This window comes from Rhodococcus sp. 06-1474-1B (genome assembly GCF_002258885.1).
Taxonomy (GTDB): domain Bacteria; phylum Actinomycetota; class Actinomycetes; order Mycobacteriales; family Mycobacteriaceae; genus Rhodococcoides; species Rhodococcoides fascians.
Window position 1 is genome coordinate 1 of sequence record NZ_NOYR01000018.1, and the last position, 14,519, is coordinate 14,519.

12 protein-coding genes, 1 tRNA gene and 1 pseudogene are annotated in these 14,519 nt (G+C 64.9%); 6 read left to right on the forward strand and 8 right to left on the reverse strand.

Annotated features, from left to right (window positions below; genetic code table 11):
* Positions 1–430 (forward strand): annotated as a pseudogene (locus CH266_RS05050) (DDE-type integrase/transposase/recombinase); the annotation flags it as partial.
* A 99-nt stretch (positions 431–529) separates the two neighbouring features.
* Here CH266_RS05050 and CH266_RS05055 read toward each other — a convergent pair.
* Positions 530–600 (reverse strand) — tRNA-Cys (locus CH266_RS05055).
* Positions 601–705: 105 nt separating this feature from the next.
* Here CH266_RS05055 and CH266_RS05060 point away from each other — a divergent pair.
* From CH266_RS05060 to CH266_RS05070, 3 genes are all read left to right on the forward strand, one after another.
* The gene (locus tag CH266_RS05060; protein ID WP_094714878.1) at positions 706–2,049 is read left to right on the forward strand and encodes a DUF2254 domain-containing protein; all 1,344 of its coding nucleotides are present in this window, start codon (positions 706–708) and stop codon (positions 2,047–2,049) included.
* Positions 2,050–2,084: 35 nt separating this feature from the next.
* On the forward strand, positions 2,085–2,618 hold the full coding sequence (locus CH266_RS05065; protein WP_032365573.1) for a MarR family winged helix-turn-helix transcriptional regulator: 534 nt from the start codon (positions 2,085–2,087) through the stop codon (positions 2,616–2,618).
* Positions 2,619–2,720: 102 nt separating this feature from the next.
* Positions 2,721–3,545: a hypothetical protein gene (locus tag CH266_RS05070; protein WP_032365572.1), complete on the forward strand. Its 825-nt coding sequence runs from the start codon at positions 2,721–2,723 to the stop codon at positions 3,543–3,545.
* A 114-nt stretch (positions 3,546–3,659) separates the two neighbouring features.
* Here the strand turns inward: CH266_RS05070 and CH266_RS05075 are convergent, their stop codons facing one another.
* From CH266_RS05075 to CH266_RS05105, 7 genes are all read right to left on the reverse strand, one after another.
* The gene (locus tag CH266_RS05075; RefSeq protein ID WP_094714879.1) at positions 3,660–4,436 is read right to left on the reverse strand and encodes an enoyl-CoA hydratase; all 777 of its coding nucleotides are present in this window, start codon (positions 4,434–4,436) and stop codon (positions 3,660–3,662) included.
* Positions 4,433–5,341, reverse strand: a complete 909-nt coding sequence (gene mmsB / locus CH266_RS05080; protein ID WP_027497925.1) for a 3-hydroxyisobutyrate dehydrogenase — start codon at positions 5,339–5,341, stop codon at positions 4,433–4,435. The genes CH266_RS05075 and mmsB overlap by 4 nt, the downstream gene beginning before the upstream one ends.
* Complete coding sequence (locus CH266_RS05085) at positions 5,338–6,396, reverse strand: enoyl-CoA hydratase/isomerase family protein (protein ID WP_094714880.1); 1,059 nt, start codon at positions 6,394–6,396, stop codon at positions 5,338–5,340. The genes mmsB and CH266_RS05085 overlap by 4 nt, the downstream gene beginning before the upstream one ends.
* Entirely contained in the window at positions 6,393–7,532 is a 1,140-nt protein-coding gene (locus CH266_RS05090) for an isobutyryl-CoA dehydrogenase (protein ID WP_032383699.1), read from the reverse strand. The genes CH266_RS05085 and CH266_RS05090 overlap by 4 nt, the downstream gene beginning before the upstream one ends.
* 6 nt (positions 7,533–7,538) lie before the next feature.
* Complete coding sequence (locus CH266_RS05095; protein ID WP_032365569.1) at positions 7,539–9,047, reverse strand: CoA-acylating methylmalonate-semialdehyde dehydrogenase; 1,509 nt, start codon at positions 9,045–9,047, stop codon at positions 7,539–7,541.
* A 73-nt stretch (positions 9,048–9,120) separates the two neighbouring features.
* Positions 9,121–9,873 (reverse strand): SWIM zinc finger family protein, encoded by a 753-nt coding sequence (locus CH266_RS05100; protein WP_094714881.1) that lies wholly within the window; start codon positions 9,871–9,873, stop codon positions 9,121–9,123.
* On the reverse strand, positions 9,873–12,716 hold the full coding sequence (locus CH266_RS05105) for a DEAD/DEAH box helicase (RefSeq protein ID WP_094714898.1): 2,844 nt from the start codon (positions 12,714–12,716) through the stop codon (positions 9,873–9,875). Before CH266_RS05105 ends, CH266_RS05100 begins: the two co-directional genes overlap by 1 nt.
* Positions 12,717–12,807: 91 nt before the next feature.
* Between CH266_RS05105 and CH266_RS05110 the strand changes: the two genes are divergently transcribed.
* Positions 12,808–13,707 (forward strand): NADP-dependent oxidoreductase, encoded by a 900-nt coding sequence (locus CH266_RS05110; RefSeq protein WP_094714882.1) that lies wholly within the window; start codon positions 12,808–12,810, stop codon positions 13,705–13,707.
* Between the two features lie 95 nt (positions 13,708–13,802).
* Positions 13,803–14,519, forward strand: coding sequence for an HNH endonuclease family protein (locus tag CH266_RS05115; protein WP_052718588.1), 717 nt, complete (start codon positions 13,803–13,805; stop codon positions 14,517–14,519).

Sequence of the window (14,519 nt, forward strand, 5' to 3'; positions counted from 1 at the left end):
CCGAATCCCCGACGGCGGCGGACATCGCAAGCTCGGCCGCGCGATCGGAAAGCGGCACAACAAGAAACAGGGCCGCGGTTACTCCTACGTCCATCACGCTGTCGACGATCACAGCCGGCTCGCGTATTCGGAGATTCTCGGTGATGAACGCAAAGAAACCGCATCGGGGTTCTTCGAGCGCGCCAAAGCCTACTTCGCAGCCCATGACATCACGATCACGCGTGTGCTGACCGACAACGGATCCTGTTACCGCTCAACACTGTTCGCGCAGACCCTAGGCCCTGGAATCAAGCACAAACGAACCAAGCCGTACCGACCGCAGACCAACGGCAAAGTCGAACGATTCAACCGAACCCTCAACCAGGAATGGGCCTACGCGAACACCTACCTCTCCGACGAAGCCAGAGCGGCAACCGGTTTATGGTTCAACCGAGAGCTGTACGCAATCTGCTTGCGGTGCTTGTCGGCTGAACCGTCTACCAGCAGAAATGAGTGGAACCGCCAGGCTTGCCACCTGGCGGTTCCTTCGAGCGAGCGGCGGGAGTCGAACCCGCGTGAACGGCTTTGCAGACCGGTGCCTAGCCACTCGGCCACACCCGCATCACCGATGACGATGCCGGATCGGCCCGCCGTGGACCACAGTTTCGATCACCGTGATTCGAACCCCGAGGGTTGATTCGGACACCCACGGGAAGACTGTGCGTCATGAAGGAACACATGGCGAAGCTGCGGGAATCGTTCTGGTTCATTCCTGCCGTCCTCGGAGTTCTCGCACTCGTGCTCGCGCAGGCCTTGGTGAGTCTCGATCGCTACCTGCTCGACACTCGCGTGGATCTGACTGGATCGCTGCTCTATCACGTGGGTGCCAGTGGCAGTCGCGACATCCTCGGTGCCATCGGCGGGTCGATGCTCGGCGTAGCTGCGACGTCGTTCTCCATCACCATCTCGGTGCTCGCCACCGCCAGTTCCTCGTACGGCCCTCGCCTGGTGCGAAACTTCATGGCGGACCGTGGAAATCAGGTGGTGCTCGGCATCTTCGGAGCGACGTTCCTGTACTCGCTGATGGTGCTGCGGTCGATTCGTTCGATCGAATCCGATGGTTCGGTGTTCGTCCCGGACATCGCCGTCAACGTGGCAGTCGCGCTCGCCGTCGTCGACGTGGGCGTGCTCGTCTACTTCATCCATCACATCGCGCAGTCGATTCAGGTGGCCACCCTGTCCGCGAGAGTCCGCGACGAGTTGTCGGAATCCGTCGACTCTCTCTACCCGACCGATCTTCCCGACGACGCCGCATCGATCGACGGCATCTCGAAACCACCCGTCTACGTGACGGTCCTGGCCGAGACATCCGGAGTGATCATCGACATCGACGAGGACGCACTGCTGGGCATCGCGACCGACAACGGCACGCTGATCGAGATTCATCGGGTCCCGGGCGAGCACATCGTCTCCGGCGAGCCGCTCGTCGACATTCTCGCCGATCGCTCGGCCGACATCTCCGACGCATCGATCGACCGAGTCCGCTCTTCTTTCGACATCGGTACCAGTAGGACGCCGCGCCACGACATCGCGTTCGCCGTCGAGCAGATGACGGAGATGGCGGTCCGGGCGCTGTCCACCGGGGTCAACGATCCCTACACGGCGCGTAACGCCATCGACGATCTCTCCGTCGGACTCGTTGCACTGGTCCAACGGCCGGCACCGTCACGCGGACGGCGTGGAACCGACGGAGAGGTGCGACTGATCGTGCGGCGGGTGGCCGTCTCGATCTTGATCGACCATGCGCTCGATGCGGTGCGCATCTACGGGACCGGCAGTCCCATGGTGGTCCAGGCCGGAATTCGTCTCGCCGAGAGGGTCGGCCGCGCGGCGCGCTCCACCGACGATGTCGACGCCGTGCTGGCGCAATTGAGCCTGTTGGACGCCGCCCTGACCGTCGACGAGACCGACAGCGCGCGCACAGCCGATGCCCGCGAGCAGATTTCGCGGACTCGAGCAGCGATCACCGATCGGGTACCACTCGCGGTACTTCGCACCGTCATTCGGTAGACGCTCGAACCGGGCACCGTGGGAGGATGGTGTGTATGCCAGCACCGTCGCCGCTTCCCCTCGACCCCATTGCAGAGGCCCACCGTCAGTGGACCAAGCACGGGTGGTCCGATGCCGCCGACGGTATGGCCGCGGTCACCTCGCTGATGCGCGCGCAGCAGATCATGCTGGCCCGGGTCGAGGAAGCGCTCAAGCCGACGGGACTGACGTTTTCGCGCTACGAGTTGCTGACGTTGTTGACGTTCACCAAGAACGGCGCGCTACCGATGGCGAAGGCCAGTGCCCGACTGCAAGTGCACCCCACCAGTGTGACCAACGCGGTGGACCGCCTCGAATCGGTCGGCTACGTGCGCCGCATTCCCCATCCCAGCGATCGACGGACAACCCTGGTCGAAATCACCGAGCAGGGGCGCACGTTGGCGGTCGAAGCCACCGAGCGCCTGAACACGCTGGTGTTCGCCAAGCCCGGGCTCGCGCGCGACAAGCTGATGGCGCTGGTGCGCATCCTCGCGGAACTGCGGTCGGATGCAGGCGATTTCGACAGTGATGACATCACCACATCGTTCTGAGTTCGATGGTGACTCGTCACAAGACAATGGCACAGCCGTACCGTTCGTGGTCCAATTGCTCAGGGAACAGGTCGGAGTCGGTCTGCTGAAGGGCGGGGCGGGGTGCTGGTGTTGGGGGTCGGAGCGGGTGCGCACGGTGCACGCGCAATTCTGACGTATCTGGACAGCCCCCACCGCACACCCATCGTGTCGCGGACGGTGCGCCGCGCTCCCGGGCAGTCGCTGGCCACCACGATCGCCACCGGCGTCGATGCCATCCATTCCATCGCCGCGACGATGTCGCTCCCGGTCCAGTTCTCTGCCATTGCCTACCGGGTGGCCACCGATCCCGGCACGGTCGCCACCCGAGGTACCGCTCGCACAGCCTCACTCGTTCCGGAAACCGCTGCGCAAGTGAGGTTTCTACGATTCATCGGGCTGGTCCCCAATCACGGCGTCACCGTGCTGTGCGACATCGGTAGTACCGGGACCACGGTCACCGTCATCGATCTCGCGTCCACACGCACCCTCATGACGCGGCGCACCGCGACGTTCTGCGGCGACGATCTCGATCACTCGGTGCGCCGGCTGCTCTCGTCCAACGGCGTTCGCGTCGGCATCGACGCCAGCCGGTCCATCAAAGAGCAACTGAGCATCGATTCCGTCGTCAGCACTACGGACCCAGCCGGCACTGCACGGCATGTGCTGACACGGCGCGACTTCGACGATCTGATCGCGGGACCCGTCCGTTACGCAGGCATGCTGGTGGAGCAGACCATCGAATTGTCCGGTGCCAGGCCGCAGTCCATCGTCGTGGTCGGCGGCGGCGCGAACATCACCTCGATAGCGCGGTCTCTCGAACTGCGGACCGGCCTGACGACCCTGGTGCCGACGATGCCCGAGCTGGTCTCGGCCCGCGGGGCCGCCCTCCTGTCCCCCGACAGGTAGGACGGCCCCGGGAGTGGAGCCTGCGGAACGACCGGTCGGGGTGGGAGTGGAGCCCGCGGAACGACCCGAAAGCACGCGTGGAACCCGCGGAACGACCCGAAGGAGCGGCCAGCACTACCGGTGCTGGAAGTTGGGCGTGCGCTTCTCGATGAAAGCCGACATGCCTTCCTTCTGATCCTCCGTGGCGAACGTCGAATGAAACACGCGGCGCTCGAACAGAACTCCCTCATGAAGGCTCGACTCGAACGATCGGTTCACTGCCTCCTTCGCCATCATGGCAACCGGTAGCGACATCTCCGCGATCGTGGTCGCGGTTGCGATGGCGTCGTCGAGAAGATCGGCGACCGGCACGATGCGCGAGACCAATCCTGCTCGCTCGGCTTCCTCGACCTTCATGTTCCGGCCGGTCAGGCACATCTCCATGGCCTTGGCCTTGCCCACCGCACGCGTCAGGCGCTGCGAGCCACCGATTCCCGGAATGACGCCGAGCTTGATCTCGGGTTGTCCGAATACGGCGGTGTCCGAGGCGATCAGAACATCGCACAGCATCGCGAGTTCACACCCGCCACCGAGTGCATAACCGGAGACCGCCGCGATGAGGGGCGTCCGCGCCGCAGCCAGTCGATCCCACGCCGCGAAGAAGTCGTCGAGGTACACGTCCATGTACGACTTGGGCTGCATTTCCTTGATGTCGGCCCCGGCTGCGAAAGCCCGTTCGGATCCGGTGATCAGAATGGCACCGATCTCGGAATCTGCATCGAGTTCCTCGACCACCGACACGACCTCACGCATCAACTGAGAGTTCAGCGCGTTCAATGCTTTCGGACGGTTCAGCGTGATGATGCCGACGCGTCCCCGGCGTTCGAGCAGTATGGTTTCGTAGTCGGTCACTGAGCAGCTCCGTTCGAGCGTTCGCGGATGTCGTTGATGATGCCGGAGAAGTCCACGTCGGTTCCGCCGCCGGACGTTTCCTTGAACCGAGCGTAGAGCTCGGCTGCGCGAAGTCCGAGTACTCCCTCGACCCCGTTGTCGCGCAGTGCATTCGCAGCCAGACCCAGATCCTTGTCCATGAGGGCCGCCGCGAATCCGGGCTTGTACTCGTTGTTCGCCGGGCTCGTCGGAACCGGACCGGGCACCGGGCAATTGGTCGTCAACGCCCAGCATTGGCCGGACGCAGTCGATGCCACGTCGAAGAGCGCCTGATTGCTCAAGCCGAGCTTCTCGCCCAACACGAAGGCCTCGCTGATGGCGATCATCGATACGCCGAGAATCATGTTGTTGCAGATCTTGGCGGCCTGACCGTTGCCCGCCGGCCCGCAGTGCACGACCTTGCGGCCCATGACGTCGAGAACGGCAGCGGCGGAGGCGAAATCGTCCTCCGAACCACCGACCATGAACGTGAGCGTGCCTGCGGCCGCTCCCCCGACACCGCCCGAGACCGGAGCGTCGAGGCTACGGTGTCCCGCCTCGTGCACCAGCCGGTGCGCGGCATGCGCGTCGGCGACGTCGATGGTCGACGAATCGATGAACAACGTCCCCGGTGCCGCGGCCGGAAGCAGGTCCCCGTACAGCCCGAGTACCAGTTTTCCGTTCGGCAACATCGTGATCACGATGTCGGCTCCGGCGACGGCCGCAACCGCGGACTCCACCACAGTGACGCCGTCCTTCGTGGCCTGCTCCAGCGCCGCGGGAACAAGATCGAAGCCCTGCACCGTGTACCCGGCCGCAGCCAGGTTGGCGGCCATCGGTCCACCCATGTGCCCGAGGCCGATGAATCCGATCGTCTTCTCGCTCATGACTGCTCACCTTCTGTAAGTGCTTTCGACAGACCGAGTTCGGCGTCGCCCAGGGGCGCGAAGTATCGGTCGACATCCTCTGCGGTGACATCCGCCGACGTGGCCGGCTGCCACTGGGGATTGCGATCCTTGTCGACGACCTGCGCCCGAATTCCCTCGACCAGATCGTGACTGCTCAACGACGCGACCGACACGCGGTACTCCTCGTCGAGCACGGCCTCGAGGGAGGGCAGCGTCGCCGCCCGTCGCAGCGACCGCAGCGTCACCGCAAGAGACACCGGCGATTTGGACGCGATGTCCTGTGCCGCCTGCTGCGCCTCCGACACCGGCGATGCAGCCAGAGCGCCGACGATGCCCTGAATGTCGTCACCGGCGTAGCACTCGTCGATCCATTCCTGCTGAGCCGCGACGGTGGATTCCGGAGCTGACTCGCTGAACCTATCGACGGCTTCCCCGACGCTAACCGTCTCGAGGGCGGTGTAGAACTCCTCGAGCTTGTCCGACGGAATGTAGTGATCGGCGAATCCGACCGCGATGGCGTCGGCCGCATTCATCCGTGCCGTGGTAAGCGCGAAGTGGGTACCGGTTTCGCCGGGCGCACGCGAAAGAAGGTAGGTGCCACCGACATCGGGGATGAATCCGATGCCGACCTCGGGCATCGCAATCTTCGAACGTTCGGTCACGATGCGGGTGTTCGCGTGGGCCGAGAGCCCGACGCCACCGCCCATGACGATGCCGTCCATGATCGCGACGAAGGGCTTGGGGAAGCGGGCGATCGCGGCGTTGAGCACGTACTCGTCGCGCCAGAAGTCTTTGCTCCCGCTGCCGCCGTCCTTGGCGTCGTGGTAGATCGAGACTATGTCGCCGCCCGCGCACAATCCTCGCTCGCCGGCTCCGGTCAACAGGACGACGTCGACGCTGTCGTCGGTTGCCCACTGCGCCAACGCCGGAGCTATCTGCTGCACCATCGCATGCGAGAGTGCGTTGATCGCTTTGGGGCGGTTCAGAGTGATGCGACCGATCCCGCCCGAAACCTCCAGTAGGACATCGCTCATGCTGCACCCACGATGGAGCGAGCTACGACCACGCGCATGATCTCGTTGGTACCTTCCAGAATCTGGTGGACCCGAAGGTCGCGAACGATTTTCTCGACACCGTACTCGGCGAGATAACCGTATCCGCCGAGCAACTGCAACGCCCCGTTGGCGACCTCGAAGCCGGTATCGGTACCGAAACGTTTGGCCATCGCACACATCTCGACCTTGTCGGCTGCATTGTTCTGCAACCCGTCCGCTGCTCGCCACAGCAGAGTTCGCGCAGCTTCGAGCTCGGTCTTGAAATCCGCCAGTCGAAACTGCAGGGCCTGCGAGTCGAGCAACCTGGCGCCGAATGCGTTGCGGTCGGCGAGGTAGGACACGGCCTTGTCGAGAGCGGACTGTGCGCCGCCGATCGAGCACGCGGCGATGTTGATACGTCCGCCGTTGAGCCCGTTCATCGCGATCCGAAATCCGTCGCCCTCGCCGCCGAGCAGGTTGGCAGCCGGAACGCGGGCACCTTCGAAGATCACCTGGCGGGTGGGTTGAGCGTTCCACCCCATCTTCTTCTCGTTCGCTCCGAACGACAGTCCCGCGGTGTCCTTCGGAACGATGAACGCCGAGATGCCGCGCGGACCCGGCGCTCCGGTGCGGGCCATGACGACGTACACCTCGGAAGTGCCTGCGCCGGAGATGAACTGCTTGACGCCGTCCAGCACGTACTCGTCACCGTCGCGGACGGCCTTGGTACCGAGCTTTGCCGCATCGGATCCAGCGCCGGGTTCGGTGAGGCAGTAGCTACCGAGCTGGTCCATCGAGCACAGCCCCGGAAGCCAGCGCTGCCGTTGCTCGTCGTCGCCGTACGTGTCGATCATCCAGGCGACCATGTTGTGGATCGAGATGTAGGCCGCGATGGACGGGTCACCGGTGGCGAGTTGCTCGAAAATGCGCACCGCGTCGACGCGGGTCAGGCCCGATCCGCCCACGTCTTCACGAATGTAGATGCCGCCCATCCCGAGAGCAGCAGCCTTGCGCAGCACGTCCACCGGAAAGTGCTTCTGCTGATCCCATTCGACGGCGTTCGGTGCGAGGAACTCGTCCGCGAAATCACGAGCAGTGTCGTTGATGGCACGCTCGTCCTCGTTCAACGTGAACATCGTCGATCAGTCCATGTTCGGAATGACGAAGTGATTCTGCGCAGCTGCTTCCTTGGTGCCCGACGGCCAACGCTGAGTGACGGTCTTGGTCTTGGTGTAGAAGCGGATGGAATCCGGTCCGTGCTGATTGAGATCGCCGAATCCCGAACGCTTCCAGCCACCGAACGTGTGGTACGCGATCGGCACCGGAATCGGCACGTTGACTCCCACCATGCCCACCTGGACGCGGGAGCAGAAGTCGCGAGCGGTGTCGCCGTCGCGGGTGAAGATCGAGACGCCGTTGCCGTACTCGTGTTCGGACGGCAGACGCAGTGCGTCCTCGTAGTCCTTCGCGCGCACGACGATCAGCACCGGCCCGAAGATCTCTTCCTTGTAGATGCGCATGTCGGTGGTCACCTTGTCGAACAGCGTTGCGCCGGCGAAGAATCCGCCCTCGTGGCCCTCGAGACTGAATCCGCGTCCATCGACGACCAACTCGGCACCCTCGTCCACACCGATCTGGGTGTAATCGTTGACGCGCTTCAACGCATCGCTACCGACGAGCGGGCCGAAGTCCGCGTTCTCGTCGTCGCTGCGGCCGATCTTCAGTTTCGCCACTCGCTCGGTCAGTTTGGCGACCAACGCGTCGGCGGTCTCCTCACCGACGGGAACCGCGACGGAAATCGCCATGCACCGCTCGCCGGCCGAACCGTACGCGGCTCCGAGCAGAGCGTCGGCGACCTCGTCGAGATCGGCATCGGGCATCACCAAAGCGTGGTTCTTCGCTCCACCGAAGCACTGTGCGCGCTTGCCGTGCTGCGCCGCCGTCTCGTAGATGTACTGCGCGATGGGCGTCGATCCGACGAAGCCGATCGCCTTGACGCGATCGTCGGTGAGCAGCACGTCGACGGCGTCCTTGCCGCCGTTGACCACGTTGAACACGCCCGGCGGTAGACCTGCCTCGAGGAACAGCTCGGCGAGCTTGAGGGGTACGGACGGGTCTCGCTCTGACGGCTTGAGAATGAAGGCGTTACCGCAGGCGATGGCCGGGCCGGCCTTCCACAGCGGAATCATGGCCGGGAAGTTGAACGGGGTGATGCCGGCAACGACACCGAGCGGCTGACGCATCGAATAGACGTCGATACCGCCACCCGCACCCTCGGTGTACTCACCCTTGAGCAGGTGCGGAACACCGACGGCGAACTCGACGACCTCGACGCCACGCTGGATGTCGCCCTTGGCGTCGGCGATGGTCTTGCCGTGCTCCGACGAGAGCAGCCGCGCGAGTTCTTCGGTGTCGCGGGTGACGAGCGCGAGGAACTTCATCAGCACCCGAGCGCGTCGCTGCGGGTTCCACTTCGCCCACTCACGCTGCGCCTGCTCGGCGTCGGCGATGGCAGCCTCGACCTCGGATACGTCGGCCAGGGGCACCCGGGCCTGCACCTCACCGGTATTGGGATCGAACACATCCCCGAACTGTCCGGAGGTGCCGGCGACATGCTTGCCGCCGATGAAGTGCGTGAGTTCGCGAGCCATGGGTGTCCGTCCTCGAGCGTGGAATTAAGTACGCTCATCCTATAGTCGGATGTCCATGTAAGTCCAGGAGCGGTTACATTCGGTCGTAGAACGCGCGCAGATCAGCGCAGGCCCGGCTGACTTCCGCCTCCGTCGAACCGTCGGCGCGAAAGATTCTGCGCAGGATCAGCGGGTCGAGATCGTCCGTGGCCGGAGCGAACGACACCTTGGGGAGTTCGGGGAACGCCGCACGGTCGCCGAACCAGTCGTCCGGGTCGAACTCCTCGTCGCTGTCGCCGACCCCCTCGATCAACTGATCCAGATCGACCCCTCGCAGTGTCAGGATCGTCCCCGCGGACGCGTCGATGTGCTCGGCGGCGATGTACATCAGCGCTGCCGCGTGTTTGCATGGCCACCCGTCGTCGGGGCACGAACAGTCGAAATCCAGTTGCCCCTTGGCGTGGGGAAGCAGCACCGACGCCAGCGCCTGAGGAATCGCGTTGGACGCGAGTTCCGCCAGCATGCCGGGGTTGGATCGCACTCGGCCGACGAGCGCGGCCACCTCGCCTTCGGTGAGCGGCTCGACGCTGACCGACGCCGAGAACGGCTCGAGCTGACTGCCCTGCACCTCACCGTAGATCTGCCCGCGTTCGACGCCGAGAGTGAGCACCTGACCCTGGCGGGCATAGGTTCGGCCCCGTGCGATCCGGCCCGGGTCGGCGAGATCTTCCATCGCGGCGACGAAGTGCCTGCCCCACCACGTCTGCCCGAAGGCACCCCGCTTGTTACGAGACTCGATGCCTCCCTTGGCTTGTCGACGCTTGCCGTATTGCGAGAAGTCGGCCATCACTCCCCCACCGCGTCTTCGCTGAGACGAAACAGTTCCTGCAGTTCCGCAGTGTCCATCTCGGTCACCCAGCTCTCACCGGTGCCCACCGCCAGATCCGCCAGATCCTGCTTCGACACCAGCATCGAATCGATGCGTTCCTCCACGGTGCCCACACACAGCAGCTTGCGCACCATCACATTCTTGCGCTGGCCGATACGGAAAGCGCGGTCGGTCGCCTGGTTCTCCACCGCCGGATTCCACCAACGATCGAGGTGCACAACATGATTGGCGGCAGTGAGATTGAGCCCGGTACCACCGGCCTTGAGCGAGAGCATCATGATCGGCGGACCGTCGTCGCTCTGGAACTTCTCGACCATCTCATCGCGCTTGCCCTTGCTCACGCCGCCGTGCAGGAACGGCACCTGAACTCCGAAACGCTCGGCGAAGTACGGTGCCACGAGCTCACCGAACTCTCGAAACTGCGTGAACAACAACGCCTTCTCGTTGTCACCGAGAACGGAATCGAGCATGTCCTCCACCAATCCGATCTTTCCGGAACGGTGCTGACCTCGCTTGAGTACCGACGAGCCGTCGGACAGGAAATGCGCGGGGTGATTGCACACCTGTTTGAGGCGAGTGAGGGCCGAGAGCACCGCACCCTTGCGTTTCATGCCCTTCGCGTCGGCGATCTGCGCCATCATCTCGTCGACGACCGCCTTGTACAACGCCGCCTGCTCGGCAGTGAGGTTGGCGCGCACTGTCATTTCGTTCTTCTCCGGCAGATCAGAGATGACCGTGGGATCGGTCTTGACGCGACGCAGAATGAACGGAGACGTGATGGCACGCAGCCGCGAGACCGCGTTCTCGTCGTTCTCCCGCTCGATAGGCACCGAGAACCGCTTCCTGAAGTCCGACGGCCGTCCCAGCATGCCCGGGTTCGCGAAATCCAGAATGGACCTCAGCTCGTCCAGCCGGTTCTCCACCGGCGTCCCGGTGAGCGCCAGTTTGTGGTCGGCCGGAATGGCCAGCGCCGCCTTCGCCTGCACGGTGCCTGCATTCTTGATGTGCTGCGCCTCGTCGAGAACCACGCGACGCCACGTCTGTGCGGCCAACTGCGTGCGGTCCTTGGCCATCAATGCGTACGTGGTGACGATCAGGTCGTGCTCCGCGATCGCTCGATCGAGCTCCTCGTCGCGTAACCGCGTCGGACCGTGGTGCACCAGAACACGCAGTGCAGGAGTGAATTTCGCGGCCTCACGTTGCCAGTTGCCGACCACCGACATCGGGGCCACCAACAGCGTCGGAGTCGCACTGTTCTCGTGGGCGAGCAGCGTGAGCACCTGCAGTGTCTTGCCCAGGCCCATGTCGTCGGCGAGCACGGCACCGAGACCGAGCCGGCTCATGAACGCGAGCCAGTCGAGACCGCGTTGCTGATAGGGCCGCAGAGTCGCTCGGACACCGTCGGGCACCGGGATGGTTTCCGGAACCGCCCCGGGTTCGAGCAACGTTGCCGCCCAGCCGGTGGCGCGGATGTCCTGGACCGGAGCCGGAGGCGGATCGGCCAACGTCATCTCACGCATCAACGTGCTGAGCGCAGTCCCGTCACCGTGATGCTCGGCGACGTACTTCGCGGCCCGCGCCAGCTGTCCCCCGTCGGCGAGCACCCATTGCCCGCGCAGCCGGACGAGGTCGCCCTTCGAGACGGCAAGCCGGTTCATCTCCGCCTCGGTGAGCACCATGTCGCCCAGCTGCAGTTGCCAGTCGTACGACACCAGCTCGTCCATACCGACGGCACGATCGGCCGCAGCTTTGGTCACCGCGGGTGACTCGACCCGCAATCGCATCGACGGATCCAACCTGGTCCAGGCCCTCGGCAGCAGGACCGTCGTGCCGGTGGCCTGCAGCGCAGTGGCACCGTGTTCGACGAGATCGATGACCACCGACGTCGGCAACAACAGGTCGAGGGTGCCCTCCTGGGTGGGCAGATCACGCAGCCTCGGGTAGGCAGCGACGGCCTCGCCGAGTTTGCGCACTGCCGTCGACAGCAAGGTCGCGTCGACCTTGCGGCTCATCGGGACCGGACGCGGCGCCTCCCCGTCCGCGCGCAGGCACACCTGAAGTGTCCAGAACGACTCGACGGCATCGTCCGGGGCACCGTCGGCATCACCCGTCTCGCCGTCCTGGTCGTCCGGTTCGAGCAGGCGCAGCACCAGCGCCGGTTCGTCGACGGTGAGGCTGGCGCGCCAATTGTCGAACAGCGTCGAGATCTTCTGCGTCCCATCGAGATACGGATCGTCACGCACGAGGGCCGACAGCAACGGGTGCTCGGAGTCGGGCTTGCCGAGCACCGATCTGACGATCGGGTCGGTGAGCTCCTCGACCATGTCGTCCAGAAGCTTCTTCGGTCGTTCGTTCGCTCGCTGCACCGACGGCATCGCAACAGCGAGCTCGCTGAGCCAGGCGCGTTGACGCTCGCCGCCGACCAGCCGCCAACGCGGCCACCACTGGCCGTCCATCAGTTTCAGTGCCGGCACCACTCGTCCGGCCCGGACCCACCGTTCGATGCCCTGGGCGACGTGGCCCAGGAACCGGAGGTCGCCGGAGATCAGCGGGTGGGTCGACGGGGTGCGGAGCAACAGGTCGGCCGCATCGTGCGGAGCCAGCGCGATCGCCGGCAGTTCGACCGGATCCCGAGGGGTGGCGCGTCGAGTGGAGTCGGGAAACGTCACGCGGGCGCGATGCCGGAACGTGCGGGTGAGCACGTGCGAGTGTGTCGCCGGTAGGTCGGGTTCGTCTCCGGTGCTGATCTCGTCGTCCCAGAGCAGCAGTCCGGCACCGGGAGACCAGAGACCGTGCAGCATCGGTCCATCCAACCAGCACGCACCGACATACCCGGCGCCGATGTGTCTTCGATGAGGCACCGATGTCTCATCGATGAGGCACAGTGGTCCCATGATCGCGTACGGCTTCGACGAATACGGCGGCCCCGACACCGAGACATTTCTGGACCTTCCCGTGACGGAACCGGGATCGGGACAGCTTCTCGTGGCGGTACATGCCGCGGGGGTGAATCCCGCAGACTGGAAGGTGCGGGCGGGTAATCGCAAGGACACCGTGCAGATCACTTTGCCTGCGGTGCTGGGGCGGGAGGTGTCGGGCACTGTCGTGGGCGTCGGCTCGGGAGTGGACGGGTTCTCGGTCGGTGACGAGGTCTTCGGGGCGACGGCGTCGGGTCACGGCGGCTATGCGCAGTACACGCTGCTCAATGCGGCCGGCACGGCACACAAGCCCGAGGCCGTGTCCTGGTCGGTCGCGGCGACACTGCCGGTGGCGGCCGGGACCGCCTTCGACGCACTGCGAGGGTTGGCGCTGACTGCAGGCAACACGGTCCTCGTTCTCGGCGCAGGCGGCGGTGTGGGTTCTTCGGTTCTGCAGCTGGCGCGTGCCGACGGTATCGACGTTCTCGGGGTGGCGAGCTCGGGCAAGCGGGAGTGGATCGAGAGCCTCGGTGCGGAGTTCGTCGAGTCCGGACCCGAGTACGTCGGTTCGATATCGCGGCCGGTGCACGGCATCGTCGATCTGGTCGGCGGGGACACTCTTCGCGCGGCCGCTGTGAAGACCGGCGCCCCGATCGTCAGCGTGGCCGACCCGGTGCTCGCCGCCCAGTGGGGTGGGTCTGGAGCAGTGCGCGAGCGCACCACTGCGGCGTTCACCCGATTGGCCGATCTGGTCGTGACGGGCGTCCTTCGTCCACGCATCGATCACACGTTTCCACTCGACCGCGCAGGCGAGGCTCTTGCGCTCGTGGAGAACGGGCACGTACTCGGCAAGGTCGTCATCGAGGTTCGCTGACACCCGACCGTGTCGGGCGGTGTCGGTACCGTCCGGCACACTGCTGTCGCGAGGTACGAGAGTCGACAAGATCGAAGTTTCACGATGGGGCGTTTGTGAAGAAGCTGTGGGTAGCGGCGGCGTTGGTGATCGCCGCGATCGTCATGGCGACGTTCGAATCCTGTGACCGGTCCGACATACCGGGATTGGCTCCCCCGCCCCCGGCTCCGGGCAGCCCCACCCGCGCCCAGATCGAAACGCTGTTGGATCGGGTGGCCGTCGTCGCCGCACGACCCGATCCCCGCGGGTACGAGCGCGGATGCAAGAGCGGTGAAGGGTGCGTGTTCGGACCGGCGTGGACGGACGACTACGACGGACCGGGCGGGCACGACGGGTGTGGAACCCGTGACAACGTGCTGGCACTGTCGATGACCGAAGTCGAGTTCAAGGCCGGCACCCGAGACTGCGTGGTGCTCTCGGGCTCCCTGGACGACCCCTACTCCGGTGAACGGTTGCAGTTCACCAAGTCCGACGCCGGCAAGATCCAGATCGATCACGTCTATCCGTTGTCTGCCGCCTGGGACATGGGTGCCGACGGATGGGCAGCGGACAAGCGCATTCGTTTCGCGAACGACATCGCGTTCAATCTGCTGGCGGTCAACGGGCCGGACAACCAGAGCAAGAGCGACAAGACGCCGTCGCAGTGGATGCCGCCGAACGCGGCGTACCACTGTTTCTACGCGGGTAAATACCTGTCGGTGGCGGCCCAGTACGAGCTGCCGATCACCGAGGCCGACCGCCGCGCCCTCGCTTCGGTGGCCCCCAGCTGCTGA